Here is a 16,153-nt window from a genome sequence, read left to right on the forward strand (position 1 = left end):
TCTAGGCCCGCGGTGGGTGGTGCAGGCCCAGGTTCTCGTAGATTTCCAGCGTCGCCGTGGAGTTGTTCAGCGTGATGAAGTGCAGTCCGGGCACTCCTTCGGCCAGCAGCCGCGCGCAGAACTCCGTGGCGAACTCGATGCCAATGGAGCGTACCGCCGCCGGATCGTCCTTCGCTGTGAGGATCCGCTCTTTGAGGGTGTCCGGGAACGATGCGTTACTGAGTTTTGGCAACCGTTCCAGCATCTTCACGCTGGTCACCGGCATGACCTCGGGAATCACCGGGGTGTCGCAGCCGGCCGCGTCGACTCGGTCACGCAGGCGCAGATAGGACTCGGGCTGGAAGAACATCTGGGTGATCGCGTAGTCGGCGCCGGCCCGGCACTTGTCGACGAAGCGGGCGACGTCCGTGTCCCAGTCGGCCGAGCGCGGATGCATCTCCGGGAAGGCGGCGACGCCGACGCAGAAGTCGCCCGACTCCTTGATGAGCCGGACGAGTTCGGCGGCGTAGGTCAGGCCTTGCGGGTGCGGCACCCAGTCGCCCATCGGGTCACCGGGCGGGTCGCCGCGCACGGCGAGCATGTTCCGGATCCCGGCGTCGGCGTACTGGCCGATGATGTTGCGCAGCTCCGCGATGGAGTGGTCGACCGCGGTGAGGTGGGCGACCGGGGTCAGGGTCGTGTCGGCGGCGATCCGCTCGGTCGCCTTCACCGTGCCCGCGCGGGTGGAGCCGCCCGCGCCGTACGTCACGGAGACGAAGCTGGGGGCGGCGGCCTCGACCCTGCGGAGCGCGTCCCACAGGTTGCGCTCGCCCTTCTCCGTCTTGGGGGCCCAGAACTCGAACGAGTACGTCGTCTTTCCGGCGGCGAGCATGTCGCGCACGGTGCGTGCGCGATCAGTCCTGGTGGATGCGGTTCCGAGGGCCATACCGGCAGGTTAGCCAGGGGACGGCGGTACCCCAACCGCATGCGGGAGATTTGCCGGAAAAGCCGACTTGTTGTCCATCCCTTGGACAACCCTGGACGCACACGGGTCAGCCGGCGTCCCGAGCGGCCTGCCGCAGCCGCTTGGCGAACTCGGCGGCCGCCGCGCCCGGGTCGTCCGCGTCGGTGAGGGCGCGGACGACGACGACCCGGCGGGCCCCGGCGTCCAGGACCTCGTCGAGATTTCCGAGGTCGATGCCGCCGATCGCGAACCAGGGGCGGTCGGTGCCGAGGGCCGCGGTGTACCGGACCAGGTCCAGGCCGGGCGCGTGGCGGCCGGGCTTGGTGGGGGTGGGCCAGCAGGGACCGGTGCAGAAGTAGTCCACGCCGGGCTGGACGGCCGCCGCAGCGGCCTCGGACTCGGCGTGGGTGGAGCGGCCGACGAGGATGCCGTCGCCGAGGACGGCACGGGCGGCGGGGACGGGGAGGTCGCCCTGGCCGAGGTGGAGGACGTCGGCGCGGGCGGCGTGGGCGACGTCCGCGCGGTCGTTGACCGCGAGCAGCTTGCCGTGCCGGGCGCAGGCGTCCGCGAGGACCGCCAGGTGCTCCAGCTCCTCGCCGGCCTCCATGCCCTTGTCCCGGAGCTGCACGATGTCGACCCCGCCGGACAGGACCGCGTCCAGGAACTCCGCGAGATCGCCCTGCCGCTTGCGGGCATCGGTGCAGAGGTACACCCGGGCGTCGGCGAGCCGGGCGCGAGCGGTGTCGGTCATGCGGGTACCCCCGGAATGTCAGTGGCGTACGGACCCGGCGGGCCCGGTGTGTCATCGGCGAGCGCGCCCCCGCCCGCCACGGGCCGGCGCGGCGCGCACCCGGAGGGACCCTATGCCGATGGCTCGTCCACCGCGGGACACCCCCTGCGGGGCCGGCGGCCGGGGCACGGGATGCCCCGGCCGGTGTTGCTGGGGCCTGTCTGACCATTCCCGCCTGCCCTGCGGGCGACGACGCGAATGGTCAGACCGGCCCTAAGGGGCGGCGCCACGTCGTCGCGTGGCGCCGGGTGGTTCTTCGGCTGCGTCGGTCGGACGCGGGTCAGACCGCGAGCGCCTGGGCCCGGCGCTTCACCTCCGTGCCACGGTTCTCGCTCAGTGCCTGTGCGGGCGTGCCCGGCAGGGTGGGGTCGGGAGTGAAGAGCCACTCCAGCATCTCTTCGACCGTGAAGCCGTCGTCCCGCAGGAGCGTCAGGGTCCCGGTCAGGCCCTTGACCACCTTGTCCCCGTCGATGAAGGCGGCGGGGACGTGCAGCGCGCGGTTCTCACCTCGGCGTACGGCGATGAGCTGGCCCTCCTTGACCAGCTGCCGGACGCGCGTCACCTCGACGCCGAGCATGTCGGCGATGTCGGGGAGAGTGAGCCAGGCGGGGACGAGAGCATCGATCTTTGCGTCAATCTCGGTCACGGGTCCAAGCCTGCCACCTGCCACTGACAGTCGGAAGTCAGCCCCGTCCACCCGGGCGGACGCGTCGCCCCGGCCCACCGGAGCGGGGCGTCACGGACACGCCGGACCGAAGCGTCACGGACACGCCGGACCGGGGTCACGCCGTCGCCGACTTCAACGGCGCGGCCGGATCCGCCAGCAGCCCGGCGTCCATCACCGTGCCCGCCTCGATCAGCCGGCGCCCCTGGGCCAGGTCCCGGGGCCGCCCCACCGCGAGCAGCGCGATCAGGCGGGACTCCCGGAGCCAGCACACGCTCCACGCCGTCCCCGAGGGGTCCCCGCGCCACACGGTCCGGTCGGCGTCCGCGTGATGCCCCGCGTACTGCACGAAGCGCCCGAACTGCTCGGACCAGAAGTACGGCACCGGGTCGTACACCGCCGGCGCCCGGCCGGTGGCGACGCCGAGGATGTTCACGGCGACCGTGCGCGGCCCCTGGAGAGCGTTGTCCCAGTGGTGGACCAGCAGACGCTCGCCATAGCGCCCCGACGGGAAGGACGCGCAGTCCCCGACCGCGTACACGTCCGGCACGGAGGTCATCAGATGACGGTCGGCCACCACCTCCCCCCGCTGCCCGAGCTCGATCCCGGAGCCCGCCAGCCAGGCCGTGGCGGGCCGGGCCCCGATGCCGACGACCACGGCGCCGGCGGGCAGCCGCGAGCCGTCGTCCAGGACCACGACGCCGGGCTCGACCCGCTCCACGCGCGCGTGCGTGCGCAGCACGACCCCGGCCTCGGCGTACCAGGCGGTCATCGGGGCCGCCACCTCGGCGGGCAGGGCCTCGACGAGCGGCCGTTCCTCGGCCTCCACGACGGTGACCGCGCAGCCCGCCTCACGTGCCGCCGTGGCGAACTCCGCGCCGATCCAGCCGGCGCCGACCACCACGATGTCGTGCTGTCGCGCGAGGACCGGCCGCAGCCGTTCGGCGTCGTCCAGGGTGCGCAGCAGATGCACGCCGGGGACGCCCTCGGCGCCCGGCAGCCGCACCGGTTCCGCACCGGTGGCGATCACCAGCACGTCGTACGGGACGGGCCCGTTCTCCGTGTCCAGCTCGTGGTCGCCGGGGCGCAGGCCGAGCACCTCGCAGCCGAGCCGCAGCTCGATGCCGAGTTCCTCGAAGTCGACGTCGAAGGCGGAACCCTCGGCCGTGCCGAGCAGCACCGCCTTCGACAGCGGCGGCCGGTCGTAGGGCTGGTGGGGCTCCGCGCCGATCACGGTCACGGTGCCGGTGAAGCCCTGCTCCCGCAGGGCGGTCGCGGTCCGCACCCCGGCCATGCCCGCGCCCGCCACCACCACTCGCCGCGGCTCGGACCGTCCCGGTTGCTGCGTCTGCTCGCTCACCCGATCACCATAGGCACCTGACAGCGCATCGATCAGCCGGTTCCGGCGGGGACGGGCGGGGAGACGAGCGGGGACGAGCCCGTCGCGCGGGCGTGCCGGGCGGAGGCTCCCTTACCCGGCCGGTGCGCCGAGGGCTAGGGTGGCCGTCGTAAAACACTCGCGGGAGCCCGGACGCACCGGGCTGAGAGGGAGGCTGGCGGCCTCCGACCGTACGAACCTGATCCGGGTCATGCCGGCGAAGGGAGGGGCTGGACGCCCATGTCGCCCACGCATACGTCAGACGTCCTCGTCGTCGGGGGCGGAATCATCGGTCTGGTCACGGCGTGGCGGGCCGCGCAGCGCGGTCTGGCCACGGCCGTGGTGGACCCCGAGCCGGGCGGCGGCGCCGCCCGGGTGGCCGCCGGAATGCTGGCGGCCGTCACGGAACTGCACTACGGCGAGCAGACCCTGCTCGGTCTCAACCTCGCCTCCGCGCGGCGCTACCCCGACTTCGCGGCCGAGCTGACCGAGCTGACCGGCCACGACCTCGGCTACCGCAGGTGCGGCACGCTCGCCGTGGCGCTGGACGCCGACGACCGCGCCCATCTGCGGGAACTGCACGCCCTGCAACAGCGTTCGGGCCTGGACTCGCAGTGGCTGTCCGGGCGGGAGTGCCGGCGCCTGGAGCCGATGCTCGCGCCGGGTGTGCGCGGCGGTCTGCGGGTGGACGGCGACCACCAGATCGATCCGCGACGGCTGGCGGCCGCCCTGGTGACCGCCTGTGAGCGGGCGGGCGTGGTCGTCCACCGGGCGTGGGCCGAGCGGCTCGCCCTCGCGGGGGACCGGGCGACGGGCGTCGTCACCGCCGACGGCACCGAGCTGGGCGCCGGACAGGTGGTGCTCGCCGGAGGCAGCCTCAGCGGACGGCTCGCGGACGTCCCACCGGATGTCCTGCCGCCCGTGCGTCCCGTGAAGGGGCAGGTGGTACGGCTGACGATGCCCGCGCGCCTCGGTCCGTTCCTGAACCGGACCGTGCGGGCCGTGGTGCGCGGCAGCCACGTCTATCTCGTGCCGCGCGAGAGCGGCGAGCTGGTGATCGGCGCGACCAGCGAGGAGATGGGCTGGGACACGACGGTCACCGCGGGCGGCGTGTACGAGCTGCTGCGCGACGCCCACGAGCTCGTCCCCGGGATCACCGAGCTGCCGCTGACCGAGACCCGGGCCGGACTGCGTCCCGGGTCCCCCGACAACGCGCCGCTGCTCGGCCCGACCGGTCTCGAGGGTCTGCTGCTGGCCACCGGCCACTACCGCAACGGCGTCCTGCTGACGCCGGTCACCGGCGACGTCATGGCGCATGCCCTGACCACCGGTGAACTGCCGGAGGAGGCCCGCCCGTTCACCCCCCGGCGCTTCGGCGCCGCCGTCCTCACGGAGCAGCCCGCATGAACGCCACGGTCACCGTCTCGGTCAACGGGGAGCCCCGCACGTTCGCGCCCGGCACGGCTCTCGACCTCGTCGTCAGGACGCTCACCGCGGCGCCCTCGGGAGTGGCCGCCGCCCTCAACGAAACCGTCGTCCCGCGCGCGCAGTGGCCCACCACCCCCCTCGCGCACGGGGACCGGGTGGAAGTCCTCACCGCCGTCCAAGGAGGCTGACCATGGCCGACGATCCGTTCGTCCTCGGCGATACGTCCTTCACGTCCCGCCTGATCATGGGCACCGGCGGGGCGCCGAGCCTCGACGTGCTGGAGCGGGCGCTGGTGGCGTCCGGTACGGAGCTGACGACCGTCGCGATGCGGCGGGTGGACCCCTCGGTGCACGGCTCCGTGCTGTCGGTGCTGGAGCGGCTCGGCATCCGGGTGCTGCCGAACACCGCGGGCTGCTTCACCGCCGGGGAGGCCGTGCTCACGGCGCGTCTCGCGCGGGAGGCGCTCGGTACCGATCTGATCAAGCTGGAGGTCATCGCCGACGAGCGGACCCTGCTGCCGGACCCGATCGAACTGCTGGAGGCGGCGGAGACACTGGTCGACGACGGGTTCACGGTGCTGCCGTACACCAACGACGACCCGGTGCTGGCGCGGAAGCTGGAGGACGTCGGCTGTGCGGCGATCATGCCGCTGGGGTCGCCGATCGGGTCGGGGCTGGGGATCCGGAACCCGCACAACTTCCAGTTGATCGTGGAGCACGCGCGCGTGCCGGTGATTCTGGACGCGGGGGCGGGGACGGCGTCGGACGCGGCGCTGGCGATGGAGCTGGGGTGTGCGGGGGTGATGCTGGCGTCGGCGGTCACTCGGGCTCAGGAGCCCGTGCTGATGGCTTCCGCCATGCGGTGTGCGGTGGAGGCGGGGCGGCTGGCCCGGTTGGCGGGGCGGATCCCGCGGCGGCACTTCGCCGAGGCGTCGTCTCCCGCGCAGGGGCTGGCTGTGCTGGATCCGGAGCGGCCCGCCTTCTAGGGCCTGCGCGTCACCGCGGGCGGTCGGGCCGCTGGGCGGCACGGGTGGGCGCGGCCTCGGCGAGTTCGGCGGGCGTGTCGGTCAGCCCTTCGGGGGCGGGGCGGCCCCACTCGCTCATCTCCCGGGCGAAGATCTCCCGGATCTCCCCGCGGTTGCGGTGGATCGCCGGGCGGCACCCCGTGAGCGCCGGCGGGCGGGCCCGCCCGCGCGGTGAGGCGGCGCACGTCACAGGTCCGCTCCAACGGGGGTGAACGGGGCGGGGGTGTCGGTGGGGGCTCGTAGACTCTCGTGCGTGGACACGACCCTTCAGGACCCTCTGGTCGGGCAGGTGCTCGACGGCCGGTATCGCGTCGACGCGCGGATCGCGGTCGGCGGGATGGCCACGGTCTACCGGGCCGTGGACACCCGTCTGGACCGCATCCTCGCGCTCAAGGTGATGCACCCCTCCCTCGCCGCCGACGTCTCCTTCGTCGAGCGGTTCATCCGCGAGGCCAAGTCGGTCGCCCGGCTGGCCCACCCGAACGTGGTGCAGGTCTTCGACCAGGGCACCGACGGGGCGTACGTCTACCTGGCGATGGAGTACGTCGCCGGCTGCACCCTGCGCGACGTGCTGCGCGAGCGCGGGGCGCTCCAGCCGCGGGCCGCGCTGGACATCCTGGAGCCGGTGCTGGCCGCGCTCGGCGCGGCGCACCGGGCCGGGTTCGTGCACCGGGACATGAAGCCCGAGAACGTGCTGATCGGGGACGACGGCCGGGTCAAGGTCGCCGACTTCGGGCTGGTCCGCGCCGTGGACACGGTGACGAACACCACGGGCACCGTGCTCGGCACGGTCTCGTACCTGGCGCCGGAGCAGATCGAGGCCGGCACCGCCGACCCCCGCGTGGACGTCTACGCCTGCGGCATCCTGCTGTACGAGATGCTGACCGGCGAGAAGCCGCACGACGGCGACTCCCCCGCGATCGTGCTCTACAAGCACCTGCACGACGACGTGCCGCCCCCGTCGGCCACCGTGCCCGGGATGGCGTACGAGCTGGACGAGCTGGTCGCGTCGGGGACCGCCCGCGACCCCGAGGCCCGTCCGCACGACGCGGTGGCGCTCCTCGCGCAGGTCCGCGCGGCGCGCGGCCGGCTCGGTGCCGAGCAGCTCGACGCGGTGCCGCCGCAGGCGCTGACGGCGGAGCACGACAACGCCGGGGACCGTACGAGTGTCATCCCGCGCGCGCTGACGGTGCCCCGCCCGCTGCCGGTCGACGAGGACGAGGGGCGCGACGACGCGGCGGACTCCTTGCACCGCACCAGCCGGCTCCAGTCCCCGCCGCCGCTGCCGCCCCGGCGCCGTACGGCGCTGCGGCGCGGCCCGATGGCGATCGTCGTGGTCGTACTGCTGGTCCTCGGGGCCGGCACCGGCGTGTGGTACATCAACTCCGGCCAGTTCACCAAGGTCCCGCCGCTGCTGGCGAAGACCGAGGAGGAGGCCGCGGACCGGCTGGCGGATGCCGGGCTGGACGTCGGCCAGGTGAAGGAGGCGTACAGCGACACCGTCGAGCGGGGCACGGTGATCAGCACCGATCCGAAGGCGGGCGCCCGCATCCGCAGCCACGACTCGGTGTCGCTCACCCTCTCCAAGGGCCCGCAGACCGTCCGGGTGCCCGACCTCGACGGCTACCCGCTGGACAACGCGCGGTCGCTGCTGGAGGACGAGGGCCTGGAGCCGGGCATGGTCACCCGCGAGTTCAGTGGAACCGTGCCGCGGGGCTCCGTGATCTCCACGGAGCCGGGCAAGGGCACCAAGGTCCGCGCGAGTTCCGCGGTGGCGCTGACCGTGAGCAAGGGCCGCCCGGTGAGTGTGCCCGAGGTGGTCGGTGACGATGTCACGGACGCCCGCGCCGCGCTGCAGCGGGCCGGCCTCGAGGTGAAGATCGCCACCGAGCGGGTCAACTCCCCGCACGACGCGGGCCGGGTCGCCCGGCAGACCCCGGGCGTCGGCCGTCAGGCCGCCGAGGGCAGCACCGTCACGCTGACGCTGTCCAAGGGCCCCGAGATGATCGCGGTGCCGGACGTGGTCGGTGACAGCGTCGACGAGGCCAAGGAGAAGCTGGAGGGCGCCGGGTTCGGGGTGAAGGAGGACCGGGGGCTGCTCGGCCTGTTCGGCGACACCGTCAAGGGCCAGTCCGTGGACGGTGGCGACACCGCGCCCAAGGGTTCGACGATCACCATCGAGATCCGCTGAGTCCGCCGGATCCGCCGAGTCCGCCGAACGCGCTGCCGGGCGGCCCCGGCGCTCATGACACCCTTGACGGGTGAAGAGTCACCTGTCCGGCCCCGCCCGTAACCCGATCGGCGGCCACGTCCCCGTGGCCGGCGGTCTGCACTCCGTCGGTCTGTCCTACGCCCGCGAGCTGAACGCCGAGACCGTGCAGGTCTTCGTCGCCAATCCGCGCGGCTGGGCCACACCGGCCGGCAACCCGAAGCAGGACGAGGCGTTCCGCGCGGCCTGCGCCGCCGAGTCGATCCCGGCGTATGTGCACGCCCCGTATCTGATCAACTTCGGGTCCCACACGGAGGCGACCGTCGAGCGGTCCGTCGAGTCGTTGCGGCACTCGCTGCGCCGCGGGCGTGAGATCGGCGCGCTGGGCGTGGTGGTGCACACGGGCAGCGCGACCGGCGGGCGGGAGCGGTCGGTGGCGCTGAAGCAGGTACGGGAGCACCTGCTGCCGCTGCTCGACGAGCTCACCCGTGACGACGACCCGTTCCTGCTGCTGGAGTCGACCGCGGGGCAGGGGGCCTCGCTGTGCTCACGGACCTGGGACTTCGGGCCGTACTTCGAGGCGCTGGACGCCCATCCGAAGCTGGGCGTCTGCCTGGACACCTGCCACGTCTTCGCGGCCGGCCACGACCTGACCGGGCCCAGCGGGATGCATCAGACGCTGGATCTGCTGGTGGGGACGGTCGGCGCGGGACGGCTGAAGCTGATCCACGCCAACGACTCCATGGACGTGGTCGGCGCGCACAAGGACCGGCACGCCAACATCGGCGGCGGACACATCGGTGAGGACCCCTTCCGGGCGCTGATGACGCACCCGGCGACCGAGGGCGTACCGCTGATCATCGAGACACCGGGCGGCAAGGAGGGACACGCCGCGGATGTGGAGCGGCTGAAGAAACTGCGGGACTCCTGACGCCACCGCACGGGGGTCAGGGCTCGGGGCCGTCCCCGGGCTCCTCCTGGTAGGAGTAGCGCTGTTCCTTCCAGGGGTCGCCGACGTTGTGGTAGCCGCGCTCCTCCCAGAAGCCCCGGCGGTCGGCGTTCATGTACTCCACGCCGCGGACCCACTTGGGTCCCTTCCAGGCGTACAGATGGGGGACGATCAGGCGCAGCGGAAAGCCGTGCTCGGCGGTCAGCAGCTCGCCGTCCTTGTGGGTGGCGAAGAGGGCGCGCTCGGACGTGAAGTCGGCCAGGCGGAGGTTGGAGCTGAATCCGTACTCCGCCCACACCATCACATGTGTGACGTCCGGCGCGGGCGGGGCGATGTCCACGATGGTGCGCGCCGGGATTCCGCCCCACTCGGCGCCGACCATGCTGAACTTGGTGACGCAGTGCAGATCGGCCACGACGGTGGTGTACGGCAGGGCCGTGAACTCCTCGTGGTTCCAGCAGTGCTTCTCACCGTCGGCGGTGGCGCCGAAGACCCGGAACTCCCAGCGCTCGGGCCGGAACTTGGGAACCGGCCCGTAATGCGTCACCGGCCAGCCCTTTTGCAGACGCTGCCCCGGCGGGAGCTCGAACCGCGCCGCTCCTCGTGATGCGCGCTCCCCCGATTCGCGTTCCGCCGGCTGACCCATGTCTCCATCCTGACAGACCGGGGGCGATGCCCCTGAACCGGGCCCGGCAGATTCGGGCAATCGGGTATGAAATCACTAAGCATGGACTTACTTACTAAGTGAAGACTTACTGGACGATCTTTCGCGCCGGTGCAATCATGCGCCCCAACCTGCCAGTTCCCGCGCGGAAGGAGCCCATGCGATGCAGGGCGACCCCGAGGTCATCGAATTCCTGAATGAGCAGCTGACCGCCGAGCTCACGGCGATCAACCAGTACTTCCTGCACTCGAAGCTGCAGGACCACAAGGGCTGGACGAAACTCGCCGAGTACACGCGCGCCGAGTCCTTCGACGAGATGCGGCACGCCGAGGTGCTCACCGACCGCATCCTCCTGCTCGACGGCCTGCCGAACTACCAGCGGCTGTTCCACGTCCGGGTCGGCCAGACGGTGACCGAGATGTTCCAGGCCGACCGGGAGGTCGAACTCGAGGCGATCGACCGTCTGCGCCGCGGGGTGGAGGTCATGCGCAACAAGAACGACATCACGTCGGCCAACATCTTCGAGGCGATCCTGGCCGACGAGGAGCACCACATCGACTACCTGGACACACAGCTGGAGCTGATCGAGAAGCTGGGCGAGGCGCTGTACCTGTCGACGGTCGTCGAGCAGTCCCAGCCCGACACCTCAGGCCCGGGGCACTAGGTGTTCTGTCCTGGCAATTGCCGCCTGTCTCGCGGGCGACGACGCGAATTGTCAGACAGACCTAGGCGGCTTCCGGCAGCTCCACGGTGAGCGACGGCTCCCCCTGGTCGATCAGTTCCCGACGGGGGCAGGCGCCGCGGCCGAGCAGTGCCTGGATGCGCCGTACACAGCCGCCGCAGTCGGTGCCCGCCTTGCAGGCGGAGGCGATCTGCCGAGGGGTGCACGCGCCGGCTTCCGCGTGGCTCTTCACCTGTTCCTCGGTCACACCGAAGCAACTGCAGACGAACACGCGGTTCACCTCCCGACGAAGTGCTGGGTCGTGCCATACCGACCCCTGATCGGTGAGGCAAACCTAACCTTACCCGTCGTCCGGAGGGCACAAAAGGGGGGTGGGGCGCGGTCCCATGTGATCCGCGCCCCACCCCCCTTCACCGCTGGTCGGCGGCGGAGCCGGTCACTGGTCCCGGTACATCTCCGCGACGAGGAACGCCAGGTCCAGGGACTGGCTGCGGTTGAGCCGCGGGTCGCAGGCCGTCTCGTAGCGCTGGTGCAGGTCGTCGACGAAGATCTCGTCGCCGCCGCCCACGCACTCGGTGACGTCGTCACCGGTGAGCTCCACGTGGATGCCGCCCGGGTGCGTGCCGAGCGCCTTGTGGACCTCGAAGAAGCCCTTGACCTCGTCGAGCACGTCGTCGAAGCGGCGGGTCTTGTGACCGGAGGCCGCCTCGAAGGTGTTGCCGTGCATCGGGTCGGTCACCCAGGCGACGGTGGCACCGGACGCGGTGACCTTCTCGACGAGCTCGGGAAGCTTGTCGCGGACCTTGTCGGCGCCCATGCGCACGATGAAGGTCAGCCGGCCGGGCTCACGCTCGGGGTCGAGGCGGTCGATGTACTGCAGCGCCTCCTCGGCCGTGGTGGTCGGGCCGAGCTTGATGCCGATCGGGTTGCGGATCTGCGAGGCGAACTCGATGTGCGCGTGGTCCAGTTGCCGGGTGCGCTCACCGATCCACACCATGTGCGCGGAGACGTCGTACAGGTGCCCGGTGCGGGAGTCGACGCGGGTGAGCGCGGACTCGTAGTCGAGCAGCAGCGCCTCGTGCGAGGCGAAGAACTCGACGGTCTTGAACTCCTCCGGGTCGGTCCCGCAGGCGTGCATGAAGTTCAGCGCGTTGTCGATCTCGCGGGCGAGCTGTTCGTAGCGCTGGCCGGAGGGGGACGACTTCACGAAGTCCTGGTTCCAGGCGTGCACCTGGCGCAGGTCGGCGTAGCCGCCGGTGGTGAAGGCGCGCACCAGGTTCAGGGTGGACGCCGAGGCGTGGTACATGCGCTTCAGCCGCTCGGGGTCCGGGATGCGGGCCTCTTCGGTGAAGTCGAAGCCGTTGACGGAGTCGCCCCGGTAGGTGGGCAGCGTCACGCCGTCGCGGGTCTCGGTGGACTTGGAGCGCGGCTTGGAGTACTGCCCGGCGATCCGGCCGACCTTCACCACGGGCACGGACGCGGCGTACGTGAGGACGGCACCCATCTGGAGCAACGTCTTCAACTTCGCCCGGATGTGCTCGGCGGACACCGCGTCGAACGATTCGGCGCAGTCACCGCCCTGGAGCAGAAACGCCTCTCCCCGGGCGACGGCCGCCATACGCGCGCGCAGCTGGTCGCACTCGCCGGCGAACACCAGAGGGGGATACGTTTCGAGCTCGGCGATCACATCGCGCAGAGCCTGGGCATCCGGGTACTCGGGCTGCTGCGCCGCGGGCAGGTTTCGCCATGTCGCCTGAGCGGCGACGCTTCGAGAATCAGCGTTCACGGTCACGCGCTCAACACTACGCGGTGGGTTCGGGTGCCTTTCGCCGCGCTCAGCCTGTGAGACGGCTCCGTCCGGCCGATCGGCCGGACGTCCTCATTCCCGCGCCCACGGGGTCAAGCCGCGCCCATGTGAAGGAACGTCTTCGGCTCGGGACCATCCCCGCCTCGGCGGGGAACATCATGCGTGCGACGCCCACCACTCGCGTCACGCGTCACATCGTGTAGCGTGCCTGCCATGTTCGCGCACTCGACCCGCACCTGGTGGTGGACCGCTCATCCGGCGGCCCACTGACTGCGCGTACGCACAGACTTCGCGAAGGCCGCCCGAGGGGCGGCCTTCGGCGTTTCCCGGGTCGCTCCTCCCACTGACGAAAGAGGAACGCCCACCATGGATCTGGCAGAGCTCGCGTCCGACGACCGTCCCTTCGCCCTGCTGCGCCGCCGCACGCCGGGGCTCGACCACGACGTGGTCGAGCTGCTGATCGGCCCCGTCGGCGCCCGTGAGCGCCTGGCCGAGCTGCCCGACGAGGGCCTGGCGCTCGTCCCCTTCCGGCAGATCCGCGAGCGCGGCTTCGAGGTCCGCGACGACGGCACTCCGCTGCTGGTGCTGACGCCCGAGGAGCGCCACGAGATTTCCCTCGCCGACGCCCTGTCCGGGCTGCCCGCGCACGCCGTGCGGGTGACGGGCGGCGGCTTCGACGTGGCCGACGAGGAGTACGGCGAGATCGTCGGCCGGGTGCTGCGGGAGGAGATCGGGCGGGGCGAGGGCGCCAACTTCGTGATCCGGCGGACCTACGAGGGCGAGATCCCCGGGTTCGGGCGGGCCGACGCCCTCGCGCTGTTCCGGCGCCTCCTCGAGGGCGAGCGGGGCGCGTACTGGACGTTCGTGGTGCACACCGGGGAGCGGACGCTGGTGGGGGCCAGCCCGGAGGTGCACGTGCGGGCGTCCGGCGGGACGGTCGTGATGAACCCGATCAGCGGAACCTACCGCTACCCGGCCGAGGGGCCGACCCCCGAGCATCTGCTGGAGTTCCTCGCGGACGGCAAGGAGATCGAGGAGCTGTCGATGGTCGTCGACGAGGAGCTCAAGATGATGTGCACCGTCGGCGACATGGGCGGCGTGGTGGTCGGGCCCCGGCTGAAGGAGATGGCCCATCTGGCGCACACCGAGTACGAGCTGCGCGGCCGGTCCTCGCTCGATGTGCGCGAGGTGCTGAAGGAGACCATGTTCGCGGCGACCGTCACCGGGTCGCCGGTGCAGAACGCCTGCCGGGTGATCGAGCGGTACGAGCCCCTCGGGCGGGACGGTGTCGGACGCGGTTACTACGCGGGGGCACTGGCGCTGATCGGCCGGGACGCGCAGGGGGCCCAGACGCTGGACTCCCCCATCCTCATCCGTACCGCCGACATCGACGCGTCCGGACGGCTGCGGGTGCCGGTCGGGGCCACGCTGGTGCGCGGCTCGGACCCGGCGGGCGAGGTCGCGGAGACCCACGCCAAGGCGGCCGGGGTGCTGGCGGCACTGGGGGTGCGTCCGGGACGGCCCCGCGCGCGGTCCGTACGGCAGGGGCTCGCCGACGACCCCCGGGTGCGGGCGGCGCTGGACGGACGCCGGGCCGCGCTGGCGCCGTTCTGGCTGCGGATGCAGGAACGGTCGGACGCGCTGACCGGTCATGCCCTGGTGGTCGACGGGGAGGACACCTTCACCGCGATGCTCGCCCATGTGCTGCGGGCGGCCGGACTGGAGGTGACCGTGCGGCGCTACGACGAGCCGGGGCTGCGGGAGACGGTGCTCGGGCACGAGGGGCCGCTGGTGCTGGGGCCCGGACCGGGTGACCCGTCCGACACGGCCGACCCGAAGATGCGGTTCCTGCGCGCGCTGACCGCCGAGGTCGTCGGGGAGCACCGGCACGGGGTCCTCGGGGTCTGCCTCGGTCATGAGCTGATCGCGGCGCGGCTGGGGCTGGAGATCGTGCGGAAGGAGGTCCCGTACCAGGGCGCGCAGACGGAGATCGACCTGTTCGGGCGGCCGGAGACGGTCGGCTTCTACAACAGCTTCGTGGCGCACTGCGACGAGGACGGCCTGCGGGAACTGGGCGCGCACGGCGTCAAGGTGAGCCGTGCCGCGAACGGCGAGGTGCACGCGCTGCGCGGGCCGGGCTTCGCGGGGGTCCAGTTCCATCCCGAGTCGGTGCTGACCCTGAACGGCGCGGCACTCGTACGGGAGTTGATGGGTCAGCTGCGGGGCACCAGCAGGTTCTCGGAGCGGCGGCCGGCGGTGTAGTCGGTTGACGCCGGTGGAGACGATCACGTGGCCGGCGGCGGAGCGGCATGAGGGCGGCTGCCCTGCGGCCGGTGGTGGCCGGGATGGGGGCGGTGTCCTCGTCGAGGAGGACGTCGGGACCGCGTACCTCGTGGTGACCCGGGGCCGGGGAGGGTGCGCCCGGGGCGGACGCGGGGGCCCGTCGGCCCCCGCGCGGACGCCGGGCGACGCCCCCGGGTCGCGGTCAGCCGAAGAACACGCCGACCTCGTCGTAGAGTTCCGGGTCCACCGTCTTCAGCCGGGCGGTGGCGTCGGCGATCGGGACGCGGACGATGCCGGTGCCGCTGAGGGCGACCATGGTGCCGAAGTCCCCGTCGCGCACGCAGTCGATGGCGTGCAGTCCGAAGCGGGTGGCGAGCCAGCGGTCGAAGGCGCTGGGCGTACCGCCCCGCTGCACGTGCCCCAGCACCGTGGTCCGGGCCTCCTTGCCGGTGCGTTTCTCGATCTGCTTGGCCAGCCATTCGCCGACCCCGGAGAGCCGGACGTGACCGAAGGAGTCCAGCGACTGGTCCTTGAGCACCATGTCGCCGTCCTTCGGTACGGCGCCCTCGGCGACGACCACGATCGGCGCGTACGAGGCGCGGAAGCGGGAGGTGACCCAGGTGCACACCTGGTCGACGTCGAAGGGCTGCTCGGGGATGAGGATGACGTTCGCGCCGCCGGCCAGGCCCGAGTGGAGGGCGATCCAGCCGGCGTGCCGGCCCATCACCTCGACGACCAGGACCCGCATGTGGGACTCGGCGGTGGTGTGCAGCCGGTCGATGGCCTCGGTGGCGATGCCGACGGCGGTGTCGAAGCCGAAGGTGTAGTCGGTGGCCGAGAGGTCGTTGTCGATGGTCTTGGGGACGCCCACGCACGGGATGCCGTACTCGTCGGCGAGCCGGGTGGCGACGCCCAGGGTGTCCTCGCCGCCGATGGTGATGAGCGCGTCCACCCCCAGCGCGGCGAGGTTGTCCTTGATCCGGCGGATGCCGTTCTCCTCGTTCAGCGGATTGGTCCGGGAGGAGCCGAGGATCGTGCCGCCGCGGGGCAGGATGCCGCGTACGGCGGGGATGTCGAGGGGGACCGTCTGCCCGACGAGGGGACCGCGCCAGCCGTCCCGGAATCCGGTGAAGTCGTAGCCGTACTCCTGGACGCCCTTGCGGACGATGGCCCGGATGACGGCGTTGAGCCCGGGGCAGTCGCCGCCTCCGGTCAGTACTCCGACCCGCATGGAAGTGTCCCTTCGCCATGGTTGCCGAAATGCCGTTCGTTCCCACCTGGCACGGTAAGGGTGATCCGGGTCACATCGACATGGCCGGGACGGTCAATTCC

17 protein-coding genes and 1 riboswitch are annotated in these 16,153 nt (G+C 72.0%); of the genes, 8 read left to right on the plus strand and 9 right to left on the minus strand.

The window, feature by feature from the left end:
• Nucleotide 1: 1 nt before the first annotated feature.
• From metF to IE178_RS11550, 4 genes are all read right to left on the minus strand, one after another.
• Nucleotides 2–925 (minus strand): methylenetetrahydrofolate reductase [NAD(P)H], encoded by a 924-nt coding sequence (metF, locus tag IE178_RS11535; protein ID WP_184763364.1) that lies wholly within the window; start codon nt 923–925, stop codon nt 2–4.
• Nucleotides 926–1,031: 106 nt separating this feature from the next.
• Nucleotides 1,032–1,694, minus strand: a complete 663-nt coding sequence (gene thiE / locus IE178_RS11540; RefSeq protein WP_193512161.1) for a thiamine phosphate synthase — start codon at nt 1,692–1,694, stop codon at nt 1,032–1,034.
• A gap of 319 nt (nt 1,695–2,013) precedes the next feature.
• Nucleotides 2,014–2,379 (minus strand): Rv2175c family DNA-binding protein, encoded by a 366-nt coding sequence (locus IE178_RS11545; RefSeq protein WP_184763362.1) that lies wholly within the window; start codon nt 2,377–2,379, stop codon nt 2,014–2,016.
• 136 nt (nt 2,380–2,515) lie between these two features.
• Entirely contained in the window at nt 2,516–3,757 is a 1,242-nt protein-coding gene (locus IE178_RS11550) for an NAD(P)/FAD-dependent oxidoreductase (protein ID WP_193512162.1), read from the minus strand.
• A gap of 149 nt (nt 3,758–3,906) precedes the next feature.
• Nucleotides 3,907–4,018, plus strand: a riboswitch (TPP riboswitch).
• Between IE178_RS11550 and thiO the strand changes: the two genes are divergently transcribed.
• The 3 genes from thiO (at nt 4,016) to IE178_RS11565 (ending at nt 6,188) form a co-directional block, all read left to right on the plus strand.
• Nucleotides 4,016–5,182 (plus strand): glycine oxidase ThiO, encoded by a 1,167-nt coding sequence (gene thiO, locus IE178_RS11555; RefSeq protein ID WP_184763360.1) that lies wholly within the window; start codon nt 4,016–4,018, stop codon nt 5,180–5,182. Its footprint overlaps the riboswitch before it by 3 nt.
• Nucleotides 5,179–5,391, plus strand: a complete 213-nt coding sequence (gene thiS, locus IE178_RS11560) for a sulfur carrier protein ThiS (RefSeq protein WP_193512163.1) — start codon at nt 5,179–5,181, stop codon at nt 5,389–5,391. The genes thiO and thiS overlap by 4 nt, the downstream gene beginning before the upstream one ends.
• Nucleotides 5,392–5,393: 2 nt before the next feature.
• Nucleotides 5,394–6,188: a thiazole synthase gene (locus tag IE178_RS11565; RefSeq protein WP_184763358.1), complete on the plus strand. Its 795-nt coding sequence runs from the start codon at nt 5,394–5,396 to the stop codon at nt 6,186–6,188.
• Nucleotides 6,189–6,198: 10 nt separating this feature from the next.
• Here the strand turns inward: IE178_RS11565 and IE178_RS11570 are convergent, their stop codons facing one another.
• Nucleotides 6,199–6,417 (minus strand): hypothetical protein, encoded by a 219-nt coding sequence (locus IE178_RS11570; protein WP_193512262.1) that lies wholly within the window; start codon nt 6,415–6,417, stop codon nt 6,199–6,201.
• Between the two features lie 63 nt (nt 6,418–6,480).
• Between IE178_RS11570 and pknB the strand changes: the two genes are divergently transcribed.
• Both pknB and IE178_RS11580 read left to right on the plus strand, forming a co-directional pair.
• Entirely contained in the window at nt 6,481–8,418 is a 1,938-nt protein-coding gene (gene pknB, locus IE178_RS11575) for a Stk1 family PASTA domain-containing Ser/Thr kinase (protein WP_193512164.1), read from the plus strand.
• 70 nt (nt 8,419–8,488) lie between these two features.
• Nucleotides 8,489–9,367, plus strand: a complete 879-nt coding sequence (locus IE178_RS11580) for a deoxyribonuclease IV (RefSeq protein ID WP_193512165.1) — start codon at nt 8,489–8,491, stop codon at nt 9,365–9,367.
• A 16-nt stretch (nt 9,368–9,383) separates the two neighbouring features.
• Here the strand turns inward: IE178_RS11580 and IE178_RS11585 are convergent, their stop codons facing one another.
• Nucleotides 9,384–10,031, minus strand: a complete 648-nt coding sequence (locus tag IE178_RS11585) for a sulfite oxidase-like oxidoreductase (RefSeq protein WP_184763355.1) — start codon at nt 10,029–10,031, stop codon at nt 9,384–9,386.
• A gap of 181 nt (nt 10,032–10,212) precedes the next feature.
• On the opposite strand from IE178_RS11585, the gene bfr reads away from it, so the two are divergent.
• Complete coding sequence (bfr, locus tag IE178_RS11590) at nt 10,213–10,713, plus strand: bacterioferritin (protein ID WP_184763354.1); 501 nt, start codon at nt 10,213–10,215, stop codon at nt 10,711–10,713.
• Between the two features lie 61 nt (nt 10,714–10,774).
• On the opposite strand, the gene IE178_RS11595 is transcribed toward bfr, so the two are convergent.
• Nucleotides 10,775–11,011 carry a (2Fe-2S)-binding protein gene (locus tag IE178_RS11595; RefSeq protein ID WP_193512166.1) on the minus strand — a complete coding sequence of 79 codons (237 nt, stop codon included), beginning with the start codon at nt 11,009–11,011 and terminating at the stop codon, nt 10,775–10,777.
• A 156-nt stretch (nt 11,012–11,167) separates the two neighbouring features.
• Complete coding sequence (locus IE178_RS11600; protein ID WP_184763352.1) at nt 11,168–12,523, minus strand: class II 3-deoxy-7-phosphoheptulonate synthase; 1,356 nt, start codon at nt 12,521–12,523, stop codon at nt 11,168–11,170.
• Between the two features lie 228 nt (nt 12,524–12,751).
• Here IE178_RS11600 and IE178_RS36595 point away from each other — a divergent pair, with 228 nt between their 5' ends.
• Entirely contained in the window at nt 12,752–12,808 is a 57-nt protein-coding gene (locus IE178_RS36595; protein WP_078493144.1) for a trp operon leader peptide, read from the plus strand.
• 96 nt (nt 12,809–12,904) lie between these two features.
• The gene (locus IE178_RS11610) at nt 12,905–14,800 is read left to right on the plus strand and encodes an anthranilate synthase family protein (protein WP_193512168.1); all 1,896 of its coding nucleotides are present in this window, start codon (nt 12,905–12,907) and stop codon (nt 14,798–14,800) included.
• A gap of 223 nt (nt 14,801–15,023) precedes the next feature.
• Here the strand turns inward: IE178_RS11610 and IE178_RS11615 are convergent, their stop codons facing one another.
• Nucleotides 15,024–16,052: a 6-phosphofructokinase gene (locus IE178_RS11615; RefSeq protein ID WP_193512169.1), complete on the minus strand. Its 1,029-nt coding sequence runs from the start codon at nt 16,050–16,052 to the stop codon at nt 15,024–15,026.
• Between the last annotated feature and the right edge of the window lie 101 nt (nt 16,053–16,153).

Origin of the sequence: Streptomyces griseoloalbus, from assembly GCA_014650015.1 — a bacterium.
GTDB classification, from domain to species: domain Bacteria; phylum Actinomycetota; class Actinomycetes; order Streptomycetales; family Streptomycetaceae; genus Streptomyces; species Streptomyces griseoloalbus.